The following is a 21,310-nucleotide window of genomic DNA, read 5'->3' as shown; positions in this document are numbered from 1 at the left end:
AACCCGCTTCCGAGAGTTTTGTACGTTGTTATCAGAAACAGTTTGCCTGTACCCCTGCCAATATCCGCCGTGACAGGGCGATGGAAGCGCGCCGTGACGCACAAGAGCGGGCCAATCACCGTGGTGATGATTGGTAGGCCGCAGATAACGAGAGGGGTTGGCAGATGCCAACCCCTTTTTCATTCCGCCGGTTCAGCCCGGTTGGCGCAGATGGCCGAGCCGGGTGAAGAAGTGCTGGCTCTTGCGCTGGTGAAAGTGGCTCTTCTTGATGGGATGGAAGATGAGGTCGCTTTCGGGATGGCTCGCCTTTAACTGATGGAGCATCGCCACGGCGGGAAGGCTGGTGCTGACCAGGGTGGTGAGTGGCATGCTGATGGTCTCGGGGCCGAGCAGTTGATTCAGCCCTTGCCGGGCCTGCTCGAAGCGGGTCAGGGCCGCCGGGTCGGCATAGCCGCTCCCCATCATGGTGAGCAGGTTGTCGAGGGCCAGATGAAATTCGGCCAACTGCTGGCGAAAGCCGCTGCGCCCGCGCAGGGCAATCAGCTCTGCAAACGGAATGTCGGCCAGGTGAGTGGGCACTTGCAATGGGATCTCGAGGTGGAAGCAATCCTGACCGCCGCGATTGTGGTAGCGGGATTCGAGCAGGTGGAGCAGGCGGTCGAGATAGTCGTGATCGGTAATAAGCGCCCCGTCATTGGCGAGTGCCCACTCACGGGCGAGACGCATGGAGAGCAGATTGGCAAAGCGCCGCGCCATTCTGATCCCCCCCTCATCCCGGGTCGCAAAGCCGTGAGTCAGGCAAAAGCCGTGCAGTCGCTCCAGTCCCGCCTGATCCGGGCAAAAGCAGTCGTGGTTGGCCTCCTGACGCCAGCGACCAATCAGCTCCTTGTTGCCAAATACCTTGTGGCGGACGAAATCGGGGGCCACCAGGCCGCTTATCTGGCTCTCCAATTGCGGGGTAATGGCGACAAAAAAGGCTGCATCGGGCCGCTCGGCCAGCAGATCGGTCTGCTGTTGAAGGGTATCGAGCAGGGCGGTGAGACCGCTCTTTTCGCTGACGGTGAAGACAAAGGCAAGCCGCTCCAGATAGAGCAGGGCAAATTTGAGCCAGAGCTCGTCGCGTACCTCCATGCCGGGGTAGTAGATATAGGTCTTCATCGGATCAGTCTGTTGTCAAAAATCTGGCGAGGCGCAGGGTCGGGAATATACGCAAGATTGCGGTCGCGCGGCAAACACTGCGTGGGGTAATGTGAGCAAACGCTCATCCAGTAGGCGCTGGCCACAAAGTTCTGATATAATTCGCGCCCTTAAATCAAGGTCACCCGAGTCATTACCATGAAGTTCATTATCAAGCTGTTCCCGGAAATCACCATCAAGAGCAAGTCGGTTCGCCAGCGCTTTATCAAGATCCTGCAGGGCAATATCCGCAATGTCCTGCGCCGCTTCGACGACGATGCCCGCGTACGGATGGATTGGGACAAGCTGATCGTGAGCTCCCGCAATGACCAGTTCCGCGAGCAGGCTATCGAAGCTTTGGCCTGTATTCCGGGCATTCAGGCCTTCCTCGAGGTACAAGCCAGCAAGTTTACCGATCTGCACGACATCTTCGAGCAGGTGAAAGCCGTGTGGGGCGAGCAGCTCAAGGGGAAAACCTTCTGCGTGCGCGCCAAGCGCCACGGCAAGCACGAGTTCTCCTCCCTCGAGATTGAGCGTTACGTGGGCGGTGGTTTGAACCAGCAATGCGAAAGCAACGGCGTGCGCCTCAAGAACCCGGATGTGAAGATCAACCTCGAAATCGATGGCGAAGAGCTCTACATCGTCAGCGCCATCCATCAGGGCCTGAGCGGTATGCCCATCGCGACCCAGGAAGATGTGCTGAGTCTGCTCTCCGGCGGTTTTGACTCAGGCGTGGCGTCGTTCCAGTTCATCAAGCGCGGCTGCCGGGTGCACTACTGTTTCTTCAATCTGGGCGGTGCTGCCCACGAAATCGGCGTCAAGCAGGTGGCCTATCACCTGTGGAACCGCTTCGGTTCATCCCACCGGGTGCGTTTCACCGCTGTGGACTTCGAGCCGGTGGTCGCCGAGATCCTCGAGAAGATCGACAACGGTCAGATGGGCGTGGTGCTCAAGCGGATGATGATGCGTGCTGCCGCCAAGGTGGCCGATGAATTCCAGATCCCGGCGCTGGTGACCGGTGAGTGTGTGGGTCAGGTCTCCAGCCAAACCCTCACCAACCTGAACGTCATCGACCGGGTGACCGACAAGGTGATCCTGCGCCCGCTTATCACCTGGGACAAGCCGGACATCATCAGTGAAGCCCGACGCATTGGCACCCTAGAGTTCGCCGAGACCATGCCGGAGTATTGTGGGGTCATCTCCAAAAAGCCGACTGTGAAGGCCGAGCTCTCCCGCATTGAAGAGGAAGAGGCCAATTTTGACTTCTCCATTCTGGACAAGGTGGTCTCCGAGGCCCGTTACCTCGATATCCGTCGTATCGGTGAAGAGACTGCCGCTGAAGTGCAAGAGGTGGAAACCACCCAGGTGCTGGGCGCTGACGAGGTGATCCTGGATATCCGCTCTGCCGACGAACACGACGAGAAGCCGCTGGTGGTGGAAGGTCGTGAAGTACTGCATATCCCCTTCTTCAAGCTGGCCACCGCCTTTGGCGATCTGCCCAAAGAGAAGACCTACCTGCTCTACTGCGATCGCGGCGTGATGAGCAAGCTGCAGGCGCTTTACCTGAAAGAGAAAGGCTTTGCCAACGTCAAAGTTTACCGTCCGTAATTTGACGCTCAATCTCCCATAAAAAATCCGGCCAATGTGCCGGATTTTTGTTTTATAGCTCGGAGCTTGGATTTATGGACAGGGAACGGGAGTGAAGGAGTGCTCCCCCAGGCAACGCCAACCCATTTCCGCTCCCCTCATTTGCCAAAGGTTATCGCTGCGATAGAGAGTCAGGATATAGAGCATGTCGTTCTTGCTGCCATCGAGGGCAACCGAGAGTACCAGATCATTATCCAGTTGCTGTGCATGGATGCGACTGGGGATGTCGCTATGACCGACAAAACGAAGTGCTACCTCACGGTAGTCATTGACCCATTTCTGATGTAGCTCGTTCGCCTGACGTATCTGCTGGTTGAACTGCTGCACTGGCGCCGATGCCAGTCGTCCAAAAACGGCTTGTGCTTCGGCATGTGCTGCTGTCACGTTCGCAAGGAGGAGAGTGGTAAGCATACCGATTTTGTGCATGAGAATATCCGGCTAACAACGACTGCTTCTATGACAACAGAAAAGCCCATTTGGTTCAACGCACAACCCACAGAGCCATATTCCACTGCGGGTGTGCTTTCAGTTGCGTTGCAGCGAGAAGGTTGGTAGCGACAGGTGCCAGTAGATAGCAGCTACCCGCAAACCGAACACGGCTGTCATACAGATGAGCATGGCGGTTACTCTGTCCATATTCGCCTCCAGTGCCAGGGTGTAGAGGATTCCGCCCAAAATGCAGGCTGTTGCATAGATCTCTTTTTGCAACACCATAGGCACTTCCCTAGCCAGTACATCACGGATCATGCCGCCTGCTACCCCTGTCATGGTCCCCATCAGCACAGCGATCAGTCCCGGGGTACCGAAGTTGAGGGCTTTTTGCGCCCCAATCACCGTAAAGAGGGCCAACCCGAAGGCATCCGCGACGGGCAGTACATACCAGGGCATTCTGCGGGGCAGTTTGACCATCCACATCCCGATCAGCGCCGTTGCAATGACCACCCAGATATAGAGAGGATCGCGAACCCAGAACACCGGGGTTGCTCCCAGGATCATGTCGCGGATGGTACCACCGCCGATGGCGGTGACTGCCGCCAAAACCATGACGCCAAATCCGTCCATTCTGAGCCGGCCCGCCACCAGAACCCCTGAAAACGCGAATACCGCAGTACCAAACATATCGCTGATGTAAACAATCTGCTCAACCAGTGTCTGCATGGAAAACAACTCACGCCAAATTGTTGATGGGGCCGCGATTTTAGGGGCTGGAGAGCCCAATCGCCAACTGTGCTCGACAAAATTGAGAGTCGACACCGCTTTTTTCTCGCATCATGGACAAGGAGGGGCTCGAGTGTGCCTGTTTACCTCCTTGTTGGAGGAGGGGCGCGATGAGTTTCTGCCACGTTTTAGTGGGCGTTTTTTTCCTTAAGTTTATCCCCGACCTGTCGATATATAGGGTAAGCGGCGTTAACGTGATGAAGCGTTGAAAAAAATGCTAAAGACATCGAAAAACGGGCCGTTAAATAAGACGCATCGGGCACAGAAAATAATAAAGCCAGAGCAAATAGAAGAGTAAATTTAATAGCTTAGGAGAATAGTCATGGGCCTTTATATCAACACTAACGTTTCATCACTCAACGCTCAGCGTAACCTGATGAACACGACCAAATCACTGGATACATCCTACACTCGACTGGCATCCGGTCTGCGTATCAACAGCGCCAAAGACGATGCCGCCGGCCTGCAAATTGCCAACCGTTTGACCTCCCAGATCAACGGTCTGGATCAAGGTAACCGTAATGCCAATGACGGTATCTCTGTTGCCCAAACTGCCGAAGGGGCAATGGATGAAATTACTTCCATGCTGCAACGGATGCGTACGCTGGCTCAACAGTCAGCCAACGGCTCCAACAACACAGATGACCGTACCGCGCTGCAGCAAGAGTATACCCAGTTGATGACTGAAATTGACCGGGTAGCCAAAGATACCACGTTTGGTGGTCAGAACCTGCTTAATGGCGGCTATGTGGGCACCTTCCAGGTGGGGGCAGACGCAGGGCAGACCATCACCTTCCGGATGACGACCGCCTTTACTATCTCGGGCATGGCCTCTGCCACCAGTGGTAGTGCGACAGTGGCAACCACGACCTCGGGCGAGCCGTATAACATCACGAAGACAGCAGGAACGCCGGTCACATCTACCAGTATGTCGACCATTACAGCTGCAAGCTCGGCCCAGTCGGCTATGGCCAACCTGGATTACATGATAAAGGTGGTGGACAGCAAGCGTGCTGAACTGGGGGCGGTACAAAACCGGTTTGACTCGACCATTCGCAACCAGGCGAACGTCTCCGAAAACGTTAGTGCTGCACGCTCACGTATCCGTGATGCAGACTTCGCCACCGAGACTGCAAACCTGACCAAGCAGAATATCTTGCAACAGGCCGCATCAACCATACTGGCCCAGGCGAACCAGCGCCCCCAGTCAGCTCTTTCGCTGCTGCAAGGCTAACAAAAGAAAACAGGGCGGTTGTTCAGGCCGCCCTGGTCAAGAGATGGAACAAAGGGGTGTTCGGTTCGCACTCTGTTCTATCGGGAGAGATATAATTCTCTACTAGTAATGCCAAGTGTTGTCCAGCTGTTCAGTTCTGTCACGCTTGGTCATATTCTCCTGAGCATATGCTCATCTTTAGGCCGGTTTACCGGCCTCTTTTTATTGTGTCGTCAAATCGACGTCACTCTACCCAACCTAAGCACAAATCGTGCCACAAAAATAATCCTGTCACACCATCCTGCAACCCCTCTATTACGTCTTGCACTATGTTTGCCATCTCGCTTTCCTTGCCATGTACCGGAGAAAAATTGCCGCGTTAGGCAACAATTTTCCTAAAGCTTGCCTCTGCACTGCCGTTAAACAAGGTGAAGCAATCGAGGGGTGTTCGGAATCCAACGTTTGCACTACTGCGGGTGACCTGTCCGTTCAAACAGACACCCGCCAGAAGACTCAGGCTCGTTCAACCTGTTCTTCTAACGGTGGGACGCCGCTTTGACGGCGCAACCCGCAGTCGCATGTTCTTCGGGAGAATATTTTATGGCCATGTATATCAACACGAATACTTCATCACTGAACGCCCAGCGTAACCTGATGAATACCAACAAGTCTCTGGATACCTCTTACACCAGACTGGCATCGGGACTTCGTATCAACACTGCCAAAGATGATGCTGCCGGTTTGCAGATCTCCAACCGTTTGACTTCCCAGATCAACGGTTTGGATCAAGGTAACCGCAACGCCAACGATGGTATCTCGGTTGCTCAAACGGCTGAAGGGGCCATGGATGAAGTGACCAGTATGCTGCAGCGTATGCGCACGCTGGCACAGCAATCTGCTAACGGTTCCAACAACACCGATGACCGTACTGCATTGCAGCAAGAGTTTGACCAACTGACTACAGAGATCAACCGTATCTCCAACGACACCACTTTCGGTGGCCAGAAGCTGCTGGATGGCAACTACAAGGGGTCGTTCCAGGTGGGGGCGGATGCTGGTCAGACTATCACCTTCAAGATGACTTCCGCCTTTACCATCAGTGGGATTGCGGCATCAACCAAGGGAAGCGCGACCGTTGCTACCAGTGCCTCTGGCGAGCCCTATACCGTGACCAAGGGAACATCTGCAGTAACCTCTACCAGCGTCAGCAGCATCAGCTCTGCCAGCGCCGCCCAGCTGGCCATGGCCAACCTTGATTTCATGATCAAGGCGGTAGACAGCAAGCGGGCAGAGCTGGGTGCGGTGCAGAACCGGTTTGACTCCACCATTCGCAACCAGTCCAACGTCTCTGAAAACCTTAGCGCAGCACGTTCTCGTATTCGTGACGCAGACTTTGCAACCGAGACCGCTAATCTGACCAAGCAGAACATTCTGCAACAGGCTGCTTCCAGCATCCTGGCTCAAGCCAACCAAAGACCGCAATCAGCCCTGTCCCTGCTGGGTTAACAGGCTGTGATGAGATAAAAAAGGAGCGACGATATGGCCAATGAAATTGGAATTCCGTCATCGGTCACTCCTTCTTCTCTTCAGTCAAGTAGCAAGAGCGGCCAGTCGGCCGCTCAAGTGCTATCTGGCACAGCAGAAGAGCAGCGGGGGACGGCAAAGGACATGGAAAAGCAACAGGGGCTGCCTGAGCAGGAGAGGGCTGGCAAGCCGAAGATTTCAGACAAGGAAATTGAGAAAGGGGTACAAAACTTGCAAGAGTTCAGTCAGTTGCAAGGATGGACCGTCAATTTCAGTGTTGAAAAGGAACTGGAGCAGGTTGTTATCAAGGTTATGGATGCCGATACCAAATCAATGATCCGTCAGATACCAAGCGAAGAGTTGCTGGCTATCAGCAAACGAATCCAGGCTCTGCGCGAAGGTGATGTGATTGGCGGTGGCTCTCGAGTCGGGTTATTGCTTGATAAAGAGATTTAATAGTTACGTTTGCGAGGAGAGTGAGTATGGCTACTATTACGTCTGCTGGTGCGGGCTCTGGACTGGACTTGGAGTCTGTCATCGCTGCAAGCGTTGATGCCAAAAAGGCGCAGCTGTTGCAGCCAATTACCACCAAAAAGACCAACGCCCAGATCACTCTCTCAGGGGTAGGCCAGCTGAAGTCAGCGATCGCGACTTTTGTCACCACTCTGCAGGCTATGTCAAAGGATGACGCGTTTAACAAACGTGCGATAAACATCACCCAGGATAAAGATAATCCGGTTCTCAAGGTGGAGAGCAAGAGTGGCGCTTCCAACGGGCAATATGACATCAGTGTCGAAAAATTGGCGAAGACCAGCAAATTTGAAGGTAGTTTCGCCTCTTCTACCACGCCCATGATCACTCAAGATGGCACCCTGACATTCAAGGCAGGTGACAAGACCTTTGATGTGGATGTTAAAGCAGGGGATTCACTCCAGTCCATTCGCAAGCGGATCAACAATGATAGTGACAACTTTGGTCTTAGCGTCAATATCATGAATACCTCCGATGGCAAGGCGGCCCTTGTGATTGACTCCGGTGTCAGTGGAACAGGTAAAGATCTGCAGATAACCGGCAGTACACCTGAACTGACTGACAATTTCATCTCCAAGCTGACCCAGAAGCAACAAGCCCGTGATGCCGAGATAAGCGTGGATGGCAATAAATTGACCAGTGCGACCAACACCTTTGATGGCACCATTGTGGGTCTCAAGATTACGGTGTTGAAAGAGTCGGAGAGCACCACTACCACGAACCCGAGTGATGGTACCGTGACGACCACTTACAAGCCAAACAGAGTGGATGTGACGACAGACAAGGCTGGCATCAAGACCATGGTGCAGAGCTTCATCGATGGCTATAACGCTCTGGTGAAGAAGAGCACCGATCTGGGCAAACGCAGCTCTATCGTGGCCGGTGTCAGCCAGAATGATGGTGGAGCCCTGGCGGGGGATGCGACGACCAAGGCTGTGACCAACCTGATGAGTGGCACGGTCACCGAGCCTTCTAACAACTCTTCGACCTTCTCTACCATCTTTCAGTTGGGGGTCAAGATGGACAACAAGGGAGTGCTCTCACTTGATTCGACGAAATTCGATGAAGCGGTCGAGAAGAACTTCGACCAGGTAGTGGCTGTATTTGGTGGCAAGGACGGTGTTGCTGGCAAGTTGGCCAGCCAGCTTGAGACCTACTCCAAGACAGGGGGACTGCTTGCCAAGCGGGAAGAGACACTCAATTCTGATCTGCGTGATGTCAACCGCAAACAAGCAGATGTCGCGGCGCAGCTCACCAAGTATGAAGAGACGTTGAGGGCACGCTACGGCAGTCTGGATACCTTGCTGGCCAAGATGAACAAATCTGCCTCCTATCTCAACCTGCTCAATACCAACAACAAAACCAGTTAATTTGTAGTCAGGAGCTGAGTCTCGTATGTATCGAAAAACGATCAAGGCCTATACAACCCAGAGTTTGCAGTCTGAGCTGGCAGTGGCGGATCCCTATCGCGTGATCCAGTTATTGATGCAAGGGTGTCTCGAACGTCTCGCTCAGGCTCGCGGTGCAGTCGAGCGTCGCGATTTCGAGGGTAAGTCCCAATCTATCTCCAAGACGCTGGCCATTATCAATGGTCTGCAAGATTCACTTGATCTCTCTTATGGCAAGGTCCCCGAAGACCTGTTCGCACTTTATGACTATATGAAAGTGCGCATGATGGATGCCAGCCGTGACATGGATGTAGGCGCCATTGATGAAGTGATGAACCTGATGCTGACGGTCAAGAGCGGTTGGGATGCCATCCCTGTCGATGAGCGAGACAAGGCGCTGGCACAGCAAAAGGTAGGCAGACCGGCATGAATGAGGTCAATAGTACTTCTGTGTCTGCCTTGATGAGACAGGGCGAGCAGTTGCAGTCTCTACTGGTGCAAGGTGAGCTGGTTGCAGCAGAACAGCTGGCTGAACTTTATCTGCATGCTCTGGAAGAGGTATTCGGGTCACTGCCTTGGGGAGAGACTCTCAATGTGGAACAGCGGCAGGCACTGATGCAGTTCCAGCTTATTTATGATTGGGTGGGTCAGGAAAAGCAGCAGGCTGAAGCACAATTACGACAATTCTCCCAGGCCGGACGTGCATCCGGTCTTTACAAGCTGAATGCAGGTTAGTCTGACATGGATATCCATCACAAGATTCATGATGTAGAAAGTGAACTGGCACGCTTGGCTCTGCAAAAGCAGCAGGAGGCCGCCATGCTGGAAGTACTCCCCGTTCGTTATGAACTCAATATGGCTGCGTTTGCCAAATACATGCCCGCCATTCATGACTTTTTCAAGGAGTACCAGCCTGCCAGGCCTTTTCGTTTCTTCTGTAATGAAAACGGCGTTCCCAATATTCTGTGGCTCGACGAGGGTATCTCGCTTTATGGGGATGATCCATTTAGCGAGGTTCAGTCGCAGATTGCCGAGGTCATTGAACACAGTGTCTTGCAGTGCATCGATTTTGTGCCCCAGTGGTATATCGATGGCCAAATCCATATCAAATACAACAATGAAATCTCCAAATTAAAAGAGAAGTCAGCTCTGGAAGGGTTGCGTCTAAAGGCAGCATTACATACCGATATTCCTCTGGCACTGATGTATGGCATTGGTTTGGGCTACCAGCTCGGTTGCTTGTATGAACAGTGCAAGATCAAGAATCTGTTTGCTTTCGAGCCTGATCTTGACATGTTTTACGCCTCGCTCTTCTGTTTTGATTGGCATCAGCTGCTCGCCTACATGGAGGAGGAGTCGATCAGTCTGCACCTCTTTATCGGTGTTGACGAGCGATTGCTGGTCGCTGACATGATGGAGGCGCTGCATCGCAAGGGGGCATTCTGGTCGGCAAGCTATTTCTCGTTCTGTCATTACCATTCCCCCAAGCTGCACGCCTTGATAACACAGGTGGAAAGGGAGTTCTATCTGCTCAAAACGGGGTGGGGGTTCTTTGATGACAACATCTATGCACTTGCCCATAGCCACACCCATCTGCAAGACGGCACCCCCTTTCTGAAACGGTGGCGCGATAGCCGAGCCTTCGAGCAGATCCCTGTCTTTGTGGTTGGCAATGGCCCCTCGCTGGATCAGAGCATCGAGTTCATCCGGCAGCATCAGCAGCAGGCAATCATTATCGCCTGCGGTACTGCGGTCAGTGCACTCTACAAAGCTGGCGTAAAACCGGATATCTACGTTGCAGTGGAGCGCACCAAGAGCTCAGCCGATTTTCTGAGCATTCTCAATGCCGATGACTTTATCAAGGACACCGTGTTTCTGAGCGTTGATGTCATTCACCCTGAATGCAAGCGCTTCTTTCGTAAAACAGGGTTGGCGTTCAAGCCCAACGAGCCGATGTTCTCCATGCTGATTAGCGCGTTTGGTCAGGCATTTGAGTACGATACCATTGAATTTTCCAACCCGTTCGTCGGCAATACCGGCCTCAATTATGCGGCCTTGCTTGGTTTCAAGCAGGTGTATTTGTTTGGTATCGACAATGGCTATAAAACAGCCGGACAGCATCACTCCAGCCTGAGTCTCTATTACAACGACAAGCAAGAGGCGAAATACGAGGAAAATTTAAAGGATACTTTCCCGGCACCGGGTAACTTTGGCGACGAAGTGCGTATCAATCATCTGTTTGGGCTAGCCATTCACAATATGGCCAGTGTATTGCGTGATTATCCCGAGATGCAGTGCGTCAACAGTAGTGACGGCGCTTATATAGAAGGGGCAATCCCTCGTCGTGTTGAATCGTTGCAACCTGAATGGCCGGTACTCGACAAAATCCCGCTCATGGATGAAGTGATGGCCACTTGTTTCCAGTCCTTTGACATGAGCAGCGTTGATTTCGCTGCTGCATTGCAGGTGCCGCTGTTCGTTGAGCTGGTAGACAAGTTGCGCGATGACTGGCGCCAGGTAGCCTGTGAACACAATGCGGTATTGGCCATGATGCAACGCCATCACGACTATCTGCTCTATCTGCTGATGAGCCGCGAATCACATCTCTATCGTGTGTTGATTGGTTCAATTAACTATTTCTACGCCAATATCATCAGCCTAATGATGGCGCAGGTGACAGAAGAACCCGAGGTGCTGGCGGGCAAGATAAAAGAGGCGCAGGCAATTCTGGAGTTATTCTTCGAGGATAGCAAAGTGATGTATGCCGATGCGTTCGATGGCCATGATACCACCTATTTTACCGGCCTGGATGTGTTCAAGCGCTAGTCCTTGAATCGGATGGGGATGACTCTGTTCATCTCCATTCCCTAACAGTATGATATAGAAGTATTTAATCCTTTCAGGTGCATATATGGCCACCCTTTCCCTGGCATCCACCGCATTTCTCATGCCCGGTAATGTGGCATGGGCTCCTTTGGCCCGACATGCACAGTTGCAATTTTGCCCTCAAGGTCAATGGCAGCCGATGGCCGCTTGTGACGGACATCTGGTGCTCTGGTTTTGGGAGCAACTGCTGACCGACAGCGAATGCCAGCATTGGTACACCTTGGCTGAACCCGCATTGTCCGAGACCATCGACACCTGGTTGGAAGCATTGCTCTCGCCACTGCGGGGGCTCCCTCATCTTTATCTTGGTGCCTGTTCACTGCAAGGCGGTGGTGTGAGTAGCGCTCTTCATCCCTGGATGATGCAGCTGGATGTCTGCTTTACCCGAGCGCTTGCACGTCACCACATTAGGGATTTGGGGCTGGGTCGCTGGCTCTCTGAGCAGGGGCGAGCCCATTGTGTGGACGAGCGTAATCGTTACCTTCTTTCTTGTCCTCTCTCGATGCACGGCTTGACCAGCCTTGCCGACTGGATTGCCGCGCGTTGGATGCTTGATCAGGCGCCAATACGCAAGGTGCTGGTGCTCGATTGTGACAATACCCTGTGGGGGGGGGTAGTGGGTGAAGAGGGGTTGACTGGCCTTTACCTTGGTCAGGACGGTCTCGGCAAACTCTATCAGTCGTTTCAGGATGCGGCGCTCTACTGGTATCAGCGCGGCGTGTTGTTGGCATTGTGCTCTAAAAACGAGCCTGCAGATGTTTGGCTGGTGTTTGAGCAGCATGGCGCCATGAGACTCAAAAGGCGAAATATTGCAGCATCTGCCATTGGTTGGGGCTCTAAATCTCAAGGTTTGCGACATATTGCTGCCAGCCTCAATCTGGGGCTTGAGGCCTTGGTCTTCTGGGATGATTCCCCCCTGGAAAGGGCTGAAGTTCGCCATGCCCTGCCACAAGTCGATGTCATTGAACCACCAGCAGATATTTGGGCATGGCCTACAACCTTGCTCACTTATGGGGGGTTCTCGCGCATATTCAGTGGTGATGATGCTCTTCGTCAAGCCTCCTATCTGGCATTGGCAGACGCCGCCCGGTTACGTAGCGAGGTTGGCAGTGAACAACATTTTCTCGCCTCCTTGTCGTTGCGTGCGGCGATACAGCCGTTGGCGGTGGATAACCTTGCTCGTGCCGAGCAGATCATCCATAAAACCAACCAGTTTAATCTCTCCTGTCTGCGATATGAGGCGAGCGAGCTCAAACGGCTGGCGCAGTCTGGCTGGTGCTGGCTAGTGTCGTTGCAGGATCGCTTTGCCGATCATGGCTTGGTTGGCTTGGTGCTGATCATAAACATCACGCCCAAACTGGCATTGCTCGATACGCTGGCTCTGAGTTGCAGAGTGTTGTCCAGAGGACTCGAATATTGGTTACTGGATAGAGTCTCGGCTGCATTGCGCGAGGCGGGGATCGAGCGTCTGGTTATTGGCTCGAATCGTTGTGCACGTAATGAACCTGCGCTGACATGGTTGGCATCCCTGCCGTTGACCCCCTGTGATAATCCGGATCCCGCCCGTTTTTCCCATGAGCATTACCATAGTCTGGCGCTCGAACAGCTAAATTTGCCTTTTTTGGAGTTTTATCACCATGACTGATCTCTTCACTTTGTTGGAACAGCAGTTTCCTTCTGCAACCGTCACGCGAGGCGACTATCAGTTGGGACTTGGGGCCTTTCCGGAATGGGATTCGCTTGGTCATTTCAATTTTCTGCTGCTGGTTGAGCAGACGTTCTCGGTACGCTTCGAGCCTGAAGAGCTGGCGAAGATGAAGCAACTTCAGGACATTCGTGATGCGCTGTTGCGGCGTGGTCTTGTGCTGTGATTGAAGCTCTCTCTCATGTTCTTGGCTCCCTTGGGATCGCACGAGGGAGCGCTATCATGGTTCACACTGACGCCATGGCTGTGGCCCAGTTTCCTGGACGGGGCAATGAAGCCGGCATGCATGCTTTTTGGTTGGGGATGCAGGAGTGGCTTGGAAACGAGGGCACTCTGCTGGTGCCAACATTCACGTATAGCCTGACTCGCCAGAGCTGTTTCGACAGGGCGACATCCCCCAGTGAAGTCGGGTTGATGACGGAGCAGTTTCGCACTCTGCCAGGGGTTGCGCGGACCCGCGATCCTATCTTCAGCGTTGCGGTATGGGGCGCGGGGCGTGACCAGGTGGTTGCAGCAGGGGGTCATGACTGCTTTGGTGAAGAGAGCCCCTTCGCCTGGTTGGCGGCTCACGATGGCTGGATTGCCGGTTTTGCCTGTCATCCCGATCGCATTACCTTCACCCACTATGTCGAGCAGCAACTAGGTGTCGATTATCGCTTTATGAAACGCTTTGAGGGTGATGTCCGCGAGCAGGGAATGGTGCGCCCCTGGCATTGTGACTACTTTGTGCGAAGACTCGAGCTGGCCAGCGAGATAGATCTTTCCCGTCTGGTTGAAGCCCTTAAAAATCAGGACAAATGGCACCAGGGGTTATTTGGCCGTTTACCAGTCTGGGCCGTTCGCTGCGCCGACTTTGCCGCGGTGGCAAAAGAGCTGATCGCTGTCCATCCCCATGCGCTTATCAGGGAGGGGAGATGAAACTGCACCATATTGGACTGGTGGTGGCCGAACTGGATCTTGGCGTACGTTATTGTTGCGAGACCCTCGGGCTTTCCCGCTTTAGCGAGCCGGTGCTCGATCCGTTGCAGCGGGTGCATATCTGTTTTGCCTATGATGATGCGGGGATTTGCTATGAACTGATTGCACCTGCCAGTGATGATAGCCCCGTCAGTCAGGCGCTACGAACCCGTCATAACCTGCTCAATCATCTGGCCTATGAGGTGGCAGACCTGGCAATGGCTGCCGAAAAACTGCGGGCCCAGCGTCATCTTCCCCTCGGGCCCAGCCAGCCAGCCATCGCGTTTGGCGGCGCCCACGTCCAGTTTTTCCTGAGCCCCCTTGGCCACATTGTCGAATTGATCGAGGCACCCACCCCATGAGTTTTTCACCCAAGAGCGGCTATCTGCCCACCGACTGGGACGACCAGGCACAAGTCGGTGAACAGCTGCATCGGCTGCTCACCCTGCTGTTTCCGCTCAATCGCAGCCTGACCGGGGACGGGGTTCGGCAGTCGCTGGCCCTGTGGCGCGAGCACTGCCTGCCCGAGCTGCGGATCCATGAAGTGGCCAGCGGCACCGAGTGCTTCGACTGGACAGTGCCTGACGAGTGGAACGTGCGGGAAGCCTACATAGTGGGGCCGGATGGACGCAGAGTGGTGGACTTCCAGGATCACAACCTGCATCTGGTCGGTTACTCGGAGCCGGTGCGCTGCACCCTCTCGCTTGCCGAGCTGCAGCCCCATCTCCACTCTCTGCCCGAGCAGCCGGATGCCATTCCCTATGTGACCTCCTACTACAAGCGCCGCTGGGGCTTCTGTCTGCCCCATCGGCTGCGTGAAGCGCTGCCGGAGGGAGAATATCAGGTGGTGATCGATGCCACCCTGGCCCCGGGCTCGCTCACCTATGGTGACTGGGTGCTGCCGGGGGAGAGCGAGCAGGAGATCTTGCTGTCGAGCTACACCTGTCACCCCTCCATGGCCAACAACGAGCTTTCCGGCCCCTGTGTCGGTGTATTCCTGATGGCCTGGCTTGCGTCACTGCCCACACGTCGCTACAGCTACCGGCTGATGCTGGTGCCTGAAACCCTGGGGGCCATCGTCTATCTCTCCCGCCATCTGGACCAGCTCAAGCAGCGTACTCTGGCCGGGTTCAATCTGACCTGCCTTGGCGATGATCGTGGCTACTCCTTCCTGCCTTCCCGCCAGGGCAACACGTTGGCGGATCGCATCGGTCGCCATGTGCTGGGTCATCTTGCGCCGGGCTACAAAGCCTACAGCTTCCTGGAGCGGGGCTCCAACGAGCGGCAGCTGTGCGCGCCCGGCATCGATCTGCCGGTCACCTCGGTGATGCGCAGCCGATACGGCTGTTATGCCGAGTACCACACCTCGCTCGATGACCTCTCGCTGGTGACACCGGCCGGTCTGGCGGGCGGCTTCATGGCGCTGCGCCGTGCCATCGAGTGTCTGGAGCTGGACGAGCGCTGCGAGGTTACTGTGCTGGGCGAACCCCAGCTCGGCAAGCGGGGGCTCTACCCGGATTTGTCGACCCGCTATTCGGGCTGGCAGGTGCGGGAGATGATGAATCTGCTGGCCTACAGCGACGGCAAGCTGACTCTATTCGAGATTGCCGAGACCATAGGGACGCCGTTCTGGCGGGTGGAGCCGCTGGCGCGGATGCTGCTGGATGCCGGGCTGCTGCGTCGCATCAGCCCGCAACCGGACTACTCGATCACCAGATAGGCTGGCCCTGGGTTGTGCGGAGTGCGGCGGATGGCGTAGCGATCCAGCCCCAACACCTCCTTGAGGGCCAGGGTCTCCCCCGGAAAGGCGGGCCAGTTGAGCTCATCGAATGCCAGCACGGATCCCTTGGTCAGGTGCGGCTTGATGAGCTCGAGGCAGCGGCGGGTCGGCTCGTAAAGATCAAAGTCAAAATAGGCCAGCGCAACCATGGTCTCCGGCTGGCGAGCCAGATAAGCTGGCAGCGTCTCGGTCACATCCCCCTTCACTAACTCATGCTTGACGATATGCTCCAGCGGGCTTTCCGCCTCATGGGCGGCGAGCAGTTGGGCCAGATGCTGCTCATAGCCCGGCGTCACCCCGTAGGCACCCGGCTGGATGGCGGCGTCGCTGCCATCCTGCGGAGCGTGGGAAGGGAAGCCGCTGAAGGTATCGAATCCCACCAGCTTGCGGTTGTAGTTGTAGGGTTCATACATGCCGCGAAACGAGGAGAAAAGCGCTAGGTTTTGACCCCAGCGGGTACCGAAATCCATGATGACGCCGTGGACCGGCACGATCTTCTGATACAGCTCGTGCATGAACAGGATGCGGGAGAGCGACTGGCGCTTGAGGTAGAGGCCCAGGTTGTTCTGCAGCTCGGCTGCGGGCAGCGGGCTGGCGTGCAGCAACTCGCTGAAGGCCTGGCGACGTGACAGCTCTTTCTCGGAGGCGTTGGAAATGGCCTTGATCATCAGTAGTCTCCTGTGTTTGTGTCGCCGGCCGGGGTCGACAGGCAGTGCACCACTTCATATTCGAGGTAATCGGCCAGCCCTAGCCAGTCCTGCCGTTCCTGGCACTGCAGCAGGGCGGCTACCAACCCGGGCGGCAGGTTGCCCTGCTCGGTGAGCACCTCTTGCAGCAGTTCCGGCAATGCCTGACTCGCAGCAACCGACTGCCCCAGTCGAAACTGGTGCGCCAGGGCGGTTAGGCGGGTGATCTGGTCGTTTTTCATTGCACGTACTCCGGGTGATAGCGGCAGCCGGCGATCTCCGCGCCTTCCCGGCTGCAGTTCCAGAACTGTACCTCGGGGTGGCGCGCTATGTAGCGCTCGAGCTCGGTGCGGTAGGCGGAAAAGTTCGGATTGGTCTTGACCCGCCGGCCATGGCCGTCGAGGGCCCAGCTGAGTGCCTGCGCGGCGCTGGGGCCGAGCGCACCATCGGCCCAGCCCGAGTGGGTGAGTTCGCCGGGAAAGGCGAAGTCGGTGCCCAGCAGGATGACCTGGTGGCAACCCATCTGTACGGCGAGATCCACCGCGGGATGAATGACGCTGCCGCCCGAGTGCAGCACGCCCTTGGGGTGCGTCTGCCGCAGCTGCTGATACATGGGGCTGCGGGAGTAGGCGGTCTTGCGCGGCCCCTGCCAGGCCAGCAGGGCTGCCGTGGGAACCGTGGGGTAATAGACTAGGGTGGTCTGGGCCGACTGGGCGGCGGGCAGCCGGTTGCCGTGGATGGCGTCATCTATGGTGACGACGATGTCGGGCCGGATGCCGTGGCTGAGCAAAAACGCCAGTGCGGTATCGACGCTAATCAGAAGATAGTCCTGACGCCGTGTCTGCAACTGGGCCTGCAGGGTGGCCAGGTTGTGCTGCAGGGTCGGACCGCTCGCCACGATCAGCGCCTGCTTGCCCTGAGCCAGACCGAACAGGGAGGCCACATCGCCGTCGCCAGCCAGCAGATCGCGGTTTTCCGCCAGCCGCCGGGTGATGTCGGGGTGTTCGGCGTCGAACCTGGCCCGGGCGAACGGCAAGTCTATTTCACTCACCAGCCGGTCGCGGATGCGGGCGGCGGCATCTTCCACCAGCAGCAGCTCGGGCGGCAGGGCGAAGAAGGGCAGGCGCACCTCCCCCTCGTCGCCGGCCATCATCAGCTCGACCCTGGGGTCCGTCAGCCAGTCCTGCTGATCCAGCAGCCGCAGCACCAGGGCAAACAGGGCGCCATTCATGATCTTCACTTCCAGCCGCTTGAGGCCACTGCGCCCCAGCAGGGCGCGCGGCAGATCGCCGAGTCCGGTACCGTAGAGGTGCAGCACTGGCTGCTCTGGCAGGCTGGCGGCCTGCAGCTCGGCCTCTTTCACCCGATCGTGTCGGCTGGTGAGCTGGATGCCGTGGAGGCTGAGGGTGGAGCCGAGCCCCTCGGTCAGCTCGGCCGGCAGGCTTTCCACGTCTTGTGCCAGCAGGCGGGGCCAGAGGGCGGGCCAGCGCTGGCTGATGAGCCTGCCGTGCTGGTTGAAGAGATCATCACTCATCGTTGTCTATCCACTCCCAGCTCAGTGGTTGGTTAGCGCTCAGGCTGCGGTTGACCCGCTTGCCGATGAGCCGATCGTAATCGGCCGGGGGCAGGCCGAGGGCGGGGCGCACCGACTTGATATGCGCTGCGGTGAGCACCTCACCGGCGGCCATCTCCTTGACCAGATAGAGGGAGCGGCGAAAAGCGCGGTTGCCCTGTTCACTGGCGGTGAGCTGGTAATCGGCCACCCCGAGGGCGGCATGAGCGGTATTGACCGAGGCTACCAGCTCGGTGAGTTCGGCCGGTTCCATGGAGAAGGCGCAATCCGGCCCGCCGTCGGCGCGAGCCAGGGTAAAGTGTTTCTCGATGAGGGTCGCCCCGAGCGCAGTGGCGGCGATGGCCGTGGCCGATCCCAGGGTGTGATCGGAGAGCCCCACCTCGACCCCGAAGCGCTGACGCAACATAGGGATGGTGCGCAGGTTGTATTCGGCGGCGGGGGCCGGGTAACCGCTGACACAGTGCAGCAGGGCCAGCTGGCCGTTGCCGTGTTTGAGTGCCATCTCGACCGCGGCGGCGATCTCGGCCTCGTTCGCCATGCCGGTGGACATGATGAGCGGCTTGCCGGTCTGGGCGGCGTAGCGAATGAGGGGCAGATCCACCAGCTCGAAGGAGGCGATCTTGTAGGCCGGGCAGTCCAGTGATTCAAGCAAGTCCACCGCACTGAAATCGAACGGGCTGCTAAAGACAGTCAGCCCCAGCTCGCGCCCTTTGGCAAACAGCGCCTGGTGCCACTCCCAGGGGGTGTGCGCCCACTCATAAAGGTCATAGAGGCTATGGCCATCCCACAAACCGCCGTGGATCTGAAATTCCGGTCGATCACTTTTGAGGGTGATGGTATCCGGGCGGTAGGTTTGCAGCTTGACGGCGCTGGCCCCGGCCTCCCTGGCGGCGGTCATGATGGCCAGTGCACGCTCCAGGTTGCCGTTGTGGTTGGCCGATAGCTCGGCGATCACGTAGGGAGCCTGCGCCGGGCCGATGGATTGATGGGCGATCTGCATCTGTGTTCAGATTCCTGTGCCAAGTTGCCAGCCTTGCGGCGCCGGCTGCCAAGGGGCAGGGGGCGCTATCTGCGGTGGCTCGGCAAGATAGAGGGGAAATTGGGAGAAAATTGTCTGCAAGCGATGTGCCAGCTCTTGCCACTCCGTGGGCTGAAGTGACCGGGTGGCCTGCCATGTCAGGTGCTGACCGTCCAGCGTCAGGGTGAGCAGCAATTTGCCATCATGGCGTAGTTGCCACAGTTGGCCATCTGGTAACAGCTGATAATCCGATTGTTGCAGCAACCGGGCGGTGAGCCGATCCAGCCCCAGCCCGTCCACCTGCAGCTGGCCACGGCGGCGATAGTCATCTGCTTGCAATTCAAGTTGTTGCAGGGCATGCATCAGCCGCTCAGGCTCATCCAGTTCGCTCAGGGTCAGCCGCTCTGCCAGCTGAAAGCGGGCGATCACCTCATCGTTAAACTGTTGGTTGTCGACGATGGGCACCGCCAGGGTCGGCAGGCCGAGACAGGCTCGCTCCCAGGTCATGCCGCCCGCAGCGCCAATGGCGAAGTCGTGTCGGCTCATCAGGTCGGCCATCTGGTCGCTCTGACGCAGCAAGGTGAGCGGCAGATCGGGCAGTTCGGCAACCCTTTGTTGCAGCTCGGGCCAGAAAGGATTGGCCCCACCGGCTACCAGAGTCCAGCTGACGGTTTTAGCCCATGGCAGTCGAGCCAGCGTATTGAGGGTGATGAGGCAGGCTCCGGCCGGATCGGCACCACCAAAGCAGATGAGGCCATGTCGCCACCGGCTGGCCTTTTGGCGTGCTAGCTGGCGATAGGCAGGGCGCAGCAGGGCATAGTCGGTGCCCAGCAGCAGCCGACAGTCGGCAGGGACGAGTGACTGGTAATCGGCTGTGCTGCGCTGTGGCCCCTGATCCAGCAGCAACTGACCATGATGAGGGCGATCGGCCAGATCGTCGATCACCAGCAACTGACCACAGTGACTTGCCAGTGTCTGCTCGATTTGCCGATCAATCTGGTAGTGATCACACACCAGCCACTCCGGGCGCAAGGTGGGCAAGGGGCCTGCATCGTCCAGATCACAGAGAGCGTGATGCTGGTGGGAGTGCAGCAGTGGCAACAGGTGCATAGGTAGCTGATGGCAGAGGAAGTGGCACTCGGCGCCAGCCGTTTTCAGCCGATCGGCGATGGCCAGACAGCGCATCAGATGACCCAGCCCAATCTCGGTGCCGGCGTCGAGCCGGAAGGCAACCTTAAACGTCATCTTGGGCCAGCACTTGATAGAGCAGTTCGGCCAGGTGCCAATCTTCCGGCGTGTCGATGTCGACCACCCTGTGTCTTGGCAGAATATGGCCAATCCCTTCTCCCCCTACCGGGCTGATCCCTCCCAGCCAGGCCGCACGGCTGCCCCAGTAGAACTGGCCGGCATCCTGATAGGCAGGCTCCAGATCCTGAGAGCGTTTCGCCATCTGCTCCGGCCAGAAGGGGGTGACCCGGCCCTGCTCGTCCATGCGCACGGCGCGCTGAATAGGAAAGCCAAACTCGGCCACGGTATAGACAAAGGGAGCATTACTTGCGATCAGTCGCTGATGGGCGGCCTTCAAGTCATCGGCTTGAATAAGCGGGACCGTGGCATAGATGCAGCAGTAGTGCTCTGCCTGGATGCCGAGCTGGTCGAGCCGCTGGATGGTGTCGATCACCACAGGGGTGGTACCAGTGTGATCATCGGCGAGGTTGGCTGGTCGCAGAAATGGTACTTCCGCGCCCAGTTGACGAGCAACTTCGGCAATCTCCTCATCATCGGTGGAGACCACCACCTTGTTGAAACAGCCTGATTGTTGCGCTGCTTGGATGGCATAGGCGAGCATGGGCTGGCCACAAAAGGGGCGGATATTCTTGCGTGGAATGCGTTTGCTGCCACCCCGGGCCGGGATAATGGCGATGGCCATGATGGGTTCTCTCTGCTGGATTAATGACTGGCCAAAGCCAGGATAATCGATGACAACTCTTTGATTATTTTTGATATT

22 protein-coding genes are annotated in these 21,310 nt (G+C 56.7%); 13 read left to right on the top strand and 9 right to left on the bottom strand.

Translation table 11 applies throughout. The annotated features are described in order from the left end of the window. Positions 1-192: 192 nt before the first annotated feature. Positions 193-1,158 carry a hypothetical protein gene (locus G5358_RS00760; protein ID WP_421323398.1) on the bottom strand — a complete coding sequence of 322 codons (966 nt, stop codon included), beginning with the start codon at positions 1,156-1,158 and terminating at the stop codon, positions 193-195. Between the two features lie 177 nt (positions 1,159-1,335). Between G5358_RS00760 and thiI the strand changes: the two genes are divergently transcribed. Then, a complete protein-coding gene (thiI, locus tag G5358_RS00755; RefSeq protein ID WP_279474966.1) occupies positions 1,336-2,784 on the top strand; it encodes a tRNA uracil 4-sulfurtransferase ThiI in 1,449 nt (482 codons plus the stop codon). Positions 2,785-2,856: 72 nt separating this feature from the next. On the opposite strand, the gene G5358_RS00750 is transcribed toward thiI, so the two are convergent. Together G5358_RS00750 and G5358_RS00745 are read right to left on the bottom strand one after the other, a co-directional pair. Next, a complete protein-coding gene (locus tag G5358_RS00750; protein WP_042053183.1) occupies positions 2,857-3,249 on the bottom strand; it encodes a hypothetical protein in 393 nt (130 codons plus the stop codon). A 99-nt stretch (positions 3,250-3,348) separates the two neighbouring features. Beyond that, the gene (locus tag G5358_RS00745; RefSeq protein ID WP_129503709.1) at positions 3,349-3,981 is read right to left on the bottom strand and encodes a trimeric intracellular cation channel family protein; all 633 of its coding nucleotides are present in this window, start codon (positions 3,979-3,981) and stop codon (positions 3,349-3,351) included. Positions 3,982-4,363: 382 nt separating this feature from the next. Here G5358_RS00745 and flaA point away from each other — a divergent pair, with 382 nt between their 5' ends. From flaA to G5358_RS00685, 12 genes are all read left to right on the top strand, one after another. Continuing rightward, complete coding sequence (flaA, locus tag G5358_RS00740) at positions 4,364-5,275, top strand: flagellin A (RefSeq protein ID WP_129503710.1); 912 nt, start codon at positions 4,364-4,366, stop codon at positions 5,273-5,275. Between the two features lie 579 nt (positions 5,276-5,854). Further along, positions 5,855-6,760 (top strand): flagellin B, encoded by a 906-nt coding sequence (flaB, locus tag G5358_RS00735; RefSeq protein ID WP_129503711.1) that lies wholly within the window; start codon positions 5,855-5,857, stop codon positions 6,758-6,760. Between the two features lie 33 nt (positions 6,761-6,793). Beyond that, positions 6,794-7,234, top strand: coding sequence for a flagellar protein FlaG (locus G5358_RS00730; RefSeq protein WP_129503712.1), 441 nt, complete (start codon positions 6,794-6,796; stop codon positions 7,232-7,234). Positions 7,235-7,260: 26 nt separating this feature from the next. Continuing rightward, positions 7,261-8,679: a flagellar filament capping protein FliD gene (fliD, locus tag G5358_RS00725; protein ID WP_216954022.1), complete on the top strand. Its 1,419-nt coding sequence runs from the start codon at positions 7,261-7,263 to the stop codon at positions 8,677-8,679. A gap of 25 nt (positions 8,680-8,704) precedes the next feature. Beyond that, positions 8,705-9,127, top strand: coding sequence for a flagellar export chaperone FliS (gene fliS, locus G5358_RS00720; protein WP_005346697.1), 423 nt, complete (start codon positions 8,705-8,707; stop codon positions 9,125-9,127). Continuing rightward, positions 9,124-9,432: a hypothetical protein gene (locus G5358_RS00715; protein ID WP_129503714.1), complete on the top strand. Its 309-nt coding sequence runs from the start codon at positions 9,124-9,126 to the stop codon at positions 9,430-9,432. The genes fliS and G5358_RS00715 overlap by 4 nt, the downstream gene beginning before the upstream one ends. Positions 9,433-9,438: 6 nt before the next feature. Beyond that, complete coding sequence (locus G5358_RS00710; RefSeq protein WP_421323397.1) at positions 9,439-11,523, top strand: 6-hydroxymethylpterin diphosphokinase MptE-like protein; 2,085 nt, start codon at positions 9,439-9,441, stop codon at positions 11,521-11,523. Positions 11,524-11,608: 85 nt separating this feature from the next. Further along, entirely contained in the window at positions 11,609-13,228 is a 1,620-nt protein-coding gene (locus tag G5358_RS00705; RefSeq protein ID WP_421323396.1) for an HAD-IIIC family phosphatase, read from the top strand. Next, positions 13,221-13,454 carry an acyl carrier protein gene (locus tag G5358_RS00700; RefSeq protein ID WP_227340795.1) on the top strand — a complete coding sequence of 78 codons (234 nt, stop codon included), beginning with the start codon at positions 13,221-13,223 and terminating at the stop codon, positions 13,452-13,454. The genes G5358_RS00705 and G5358_RS00700 overlap by 8 nt, the downstream gene beginning before the upstream one ends. Then, a complete protein-coding gene (locus tag G5358_RS00695) occupies positions 13,451-14,206 on the top strand; it encodes an AAC(3) family N-acetyltransferase (RefSeq protein WP_421323395.1) in 756 nt (251 codons plus the stop codon). Before G5358_RS00700 ends, G5358_RS00695 begins: the two co-directional genes overlap by 4 nt. Next, positions 14,203-14,607: a VOC family protein gene (locus G5358_RS00690; protein ID WP_005346679.1), complete on the top strand. Its 405-nt coding sequence runs from the start codon at positions 14,203-14,205 to the stop codon at positions 14,605-14,607. Before G5358_RS00695 ends, G5358_RS00690 begins: the two co-directional genes overlap by 4 nt. After that, positions 14,604-15,965 carry a DUF4910 domain-containing protein gene (locus tag G5358_RS00685; RefSeq protein WP_421323394.1) on the top strand — a complete coding sequence of 454 codons (1,362 nt, stop codon included), beginning with the start codon at positions 14,604-14,606 and terminating at the stop codon, positions 15,963-15,965. Before G5358_RS00690 ends, G5358_RS00685 begins: the two co-directional genes overlap by 4 nt. Here G5358_RS00685 and G5358_RS00680 read toward each other — a convergent pair. Genes G5358_RS00680 through pseF form a run of 6 tightly spaced genes read right to left on the bottom strand, consistent with a single transcriptional unit; the run spans position 15,947 to position 21,232 of the window. Next, positions 15,947-16,693 carry a class I SAM-dependent methyltransferase gene (locus G5358_RS00680; protein WP_129503719.1) on the bottom strand — a complete coding sequence of 249 codons (747 nt, stop codon included), beginning with the start codon at positions 16,691-16,693 and terminating at the stop codon, positions 15,947-15,949. The two genes, G5358_RS00685 and G5358_RS00680, sit on opposite strands and share 19 nt — an antisense overlap. Continuing rightward, on the bottom strand, positions 16,693-16,953 hold the full coding sequence (locus G5358_RS00675; RefSeq protein WP_129503720.1) for a hypothetical protein: 261 nt from the start codon (positions 16,951-16,953) through the stop codon (positions 16,693-16,695). The genes G5358_RS00680 and G5358_RS00675 overlap by 1 nt, the downstream gene beginning before the upstream one ends. Then, positions 16,950-18,245, bottom strand: a complete 1,296-nt coding sequence (locus G5358_RS00670) for a motility associated factor glycosyltransferase family protein (RefSeq protein ID WP_421223446.1) — start codon at positions 18,243-18,245, stop codon at positions 16,950-16,952. The genes G5358_RS00675 and G5358_RS00670 overlap by 4 nt, the downstream gene beginning before the upstream one ends. Further along, a complete protein-coding gene (pseI, locus tag G5358_RS00665) occupies positions 18,238-19,284 on the bottom strand; it encodes a pseudaminic acid synthase (RefSeq protein WP_216954005.1) in 1,047 nt (348 codons plus the stop codon). The genes G5358_RS00670 and pseI overlap by 8 nt, the downstream gene beginning before the upstream one ends. 6 nt (positions 19,285-19,290) lie before the next feature. Beyond that, positions 19,291-20,547: a UDP-2,4-diacetamido-2,4,6-trideoxy-beta-L-altropyranose hydrolase gene (gene pseG, locus G5358_RS00660; RefSeq protein WP_216954003.1), complete on the bottom strand. Its 1,257-nt coding sequence runs from the start codon at positions 20,545-20,547 to the stop codon at positions 19,291-19,293. Further along, complete coding sequence (pseF, locus tag G5358_RS00655) at positions 20,537-21,232, bottom strand: pseudaminic acid cytidylyltransferase (protein WP_227340789.1); 696 nt, start codon at positions 21,230-21,232, stop codon at positions 20,537-20,539. Before pseF ends, pseG begins: the two co-directional genes overlap by 11 nt. Positions 21,233-21,310 lie beyond the last annotated feature (78 nt).

This window comes from Aeromonas sp. 604176 (genome assembly GCF_049170755.1).
Taxonomy (GTDB): Bacteria; Pseudomonadota; Gammaproteobacteria; order Enterobacterales; family Aeromonadaceae; genus Aeromonas; species Aeromonas veronii_A.
Note: the sequence above shows the minus strand (reverse complement) of the source record. Positions and strands in the feature narration are given on the sequence as shown.

Bases quoted from the DNA above. Each gene is read 5' to 3' on its own strand.
- G5358_RS00760 (WP_421323398.1), bottom strand. From the start codon at position 1,158: ATGAAGACCTATATCTACTACCCCGGCATGGAGGTACGCGACGAGCTC.
- thiI (WP_279474966.1), top strand. From the start codon at position 1,336: ATGAAGTTCATTATCAAGCTGTTCCCGGAAATCACCATCAAGAGCAAG.
- G5358_RS00750 (WP_042053183.1), bottom strand. From the start codon at position 3,249: ATGCACAAAATCGGTATGCTTACCACTCTCCTCCTTGCGAACGTGACA.
- G5358_RS00745 (WP_129503709.1), bottom strand. From the start codon at position 3,981: ATGCAGACACTGGTTGAGCAGATTGTTTACATCAGCGATATGTTTGGT.
- flaA (WP_129503710.1), top strand. From the start codon at position 4,364: ATGGGCCTTTATATCAACACTAACGTTTCATCACTCAACGCTCAGCGT.
- flaB (WP_129503711.1), top strand. From the start codon at position 5,855: ATGGCCATGTATATCAACACGAATACTTCATCACTGAACGCCCAGCGT.
- G5358_RS00730 (WP_129503712.1), top strand. From the start codon at position 6,794: ATGGCCAATGAAATTGGAATTCCGTCATCGGTCACTCCTTCTTCTCTT.
- fliD (WP_216954022.1), top strand. From the start codon at position 7,261: ATGGCTACTATTACGTCTGCTGGTGCGGGCTCTGGACTGGACTTGGAG.
- fliS (WP_005346697.1), top strand. From the start codon at position 8,705: ATGTATCGAAAAACGATCAAGGCCTATACAACCCAGAGTTTGCAGTCT.
- G5358_RS00715 (WP_129503714.1), top strand. From the start codon at position 9,124: ATGAATGAGGTCAATAGTACTTCTGTGTCTGCCTTGATGAGACAGGGC.
- G5358_RS00710 (WP_421323397.1), top strand. From the start codon at position 9,439: ATGGATATCCATCACAAGATTCATGATGTAGAAAGTGAACTGGCACGC.
- G5358_RS00705 (WP_421323396.1), top strand. From the start codon at position 11,609: ATGGCCACCCTTTCCCTGGCATCCACCGCATTTCTCATGCCCGGTAAT.
- G5358_RS00700 (WP_227340795.1), top strand. From the start codon at position 13,221: ATGACTGATCTCTTCACTTTGTTGGAACAGCAGTTTCCTTCTGCAACC.
- G5358_RS00690 (WP_005346679.1), top strand. From the start codon at position 14,203: ATGAAACTGCACCATATTGGACTGGTGGTGGCCGAACTGGATCTTGGC.
- G5358_RS00685 (WP_421323394.1), top strand. From the start codon at position 14,604: ATGAGTTTTTCACCCAAGAGCGGCTATCTGCCCACCGACTGGGACGAC.
- G5358_RS00680 (WP_129503719.1), bottom strand. From the start codon at position 16,693: ATGATCAAGGCCATTTCCAACGCCTCCGAGAAAGAGCTGTCACGTCGC.
- G5358_RS00675 (WP_129503720.1), bottom strand. From the start codon at position 16,953: ATGAAAAACGACCAGATCACCCGCCTAACCGCCCTGGCGCACCAGTTT.
- G5358_RS00670 (WP_421223446.1), bottom strand. From the start codon at position 18,245: ATGAGTGATGATCTCTTCAACCAGCACGGCAGGCTCATCAGCCAGCGC.
- pseI (WP_216954005.1), bottom strand. From the start codon at position 19,284: ATGCAGATCGCCCATCAATCCATCGGCCCGGCGCAGGCTCCCTACGTG.
- pseG (WP_216954003.1), bottom strand. From the start codon at position 20,547: ATGACGTTTAAGGTTGCCTTCCGGCTCGACGCCGGCACCGAGATTGGG.
- pseF (WP_227340789.1), bottom strand. From the start codon at position 21,232: ATGGCCATCGCCATTATCCCGGCCCGGGGTGGCAGCAAACGCATTCCA.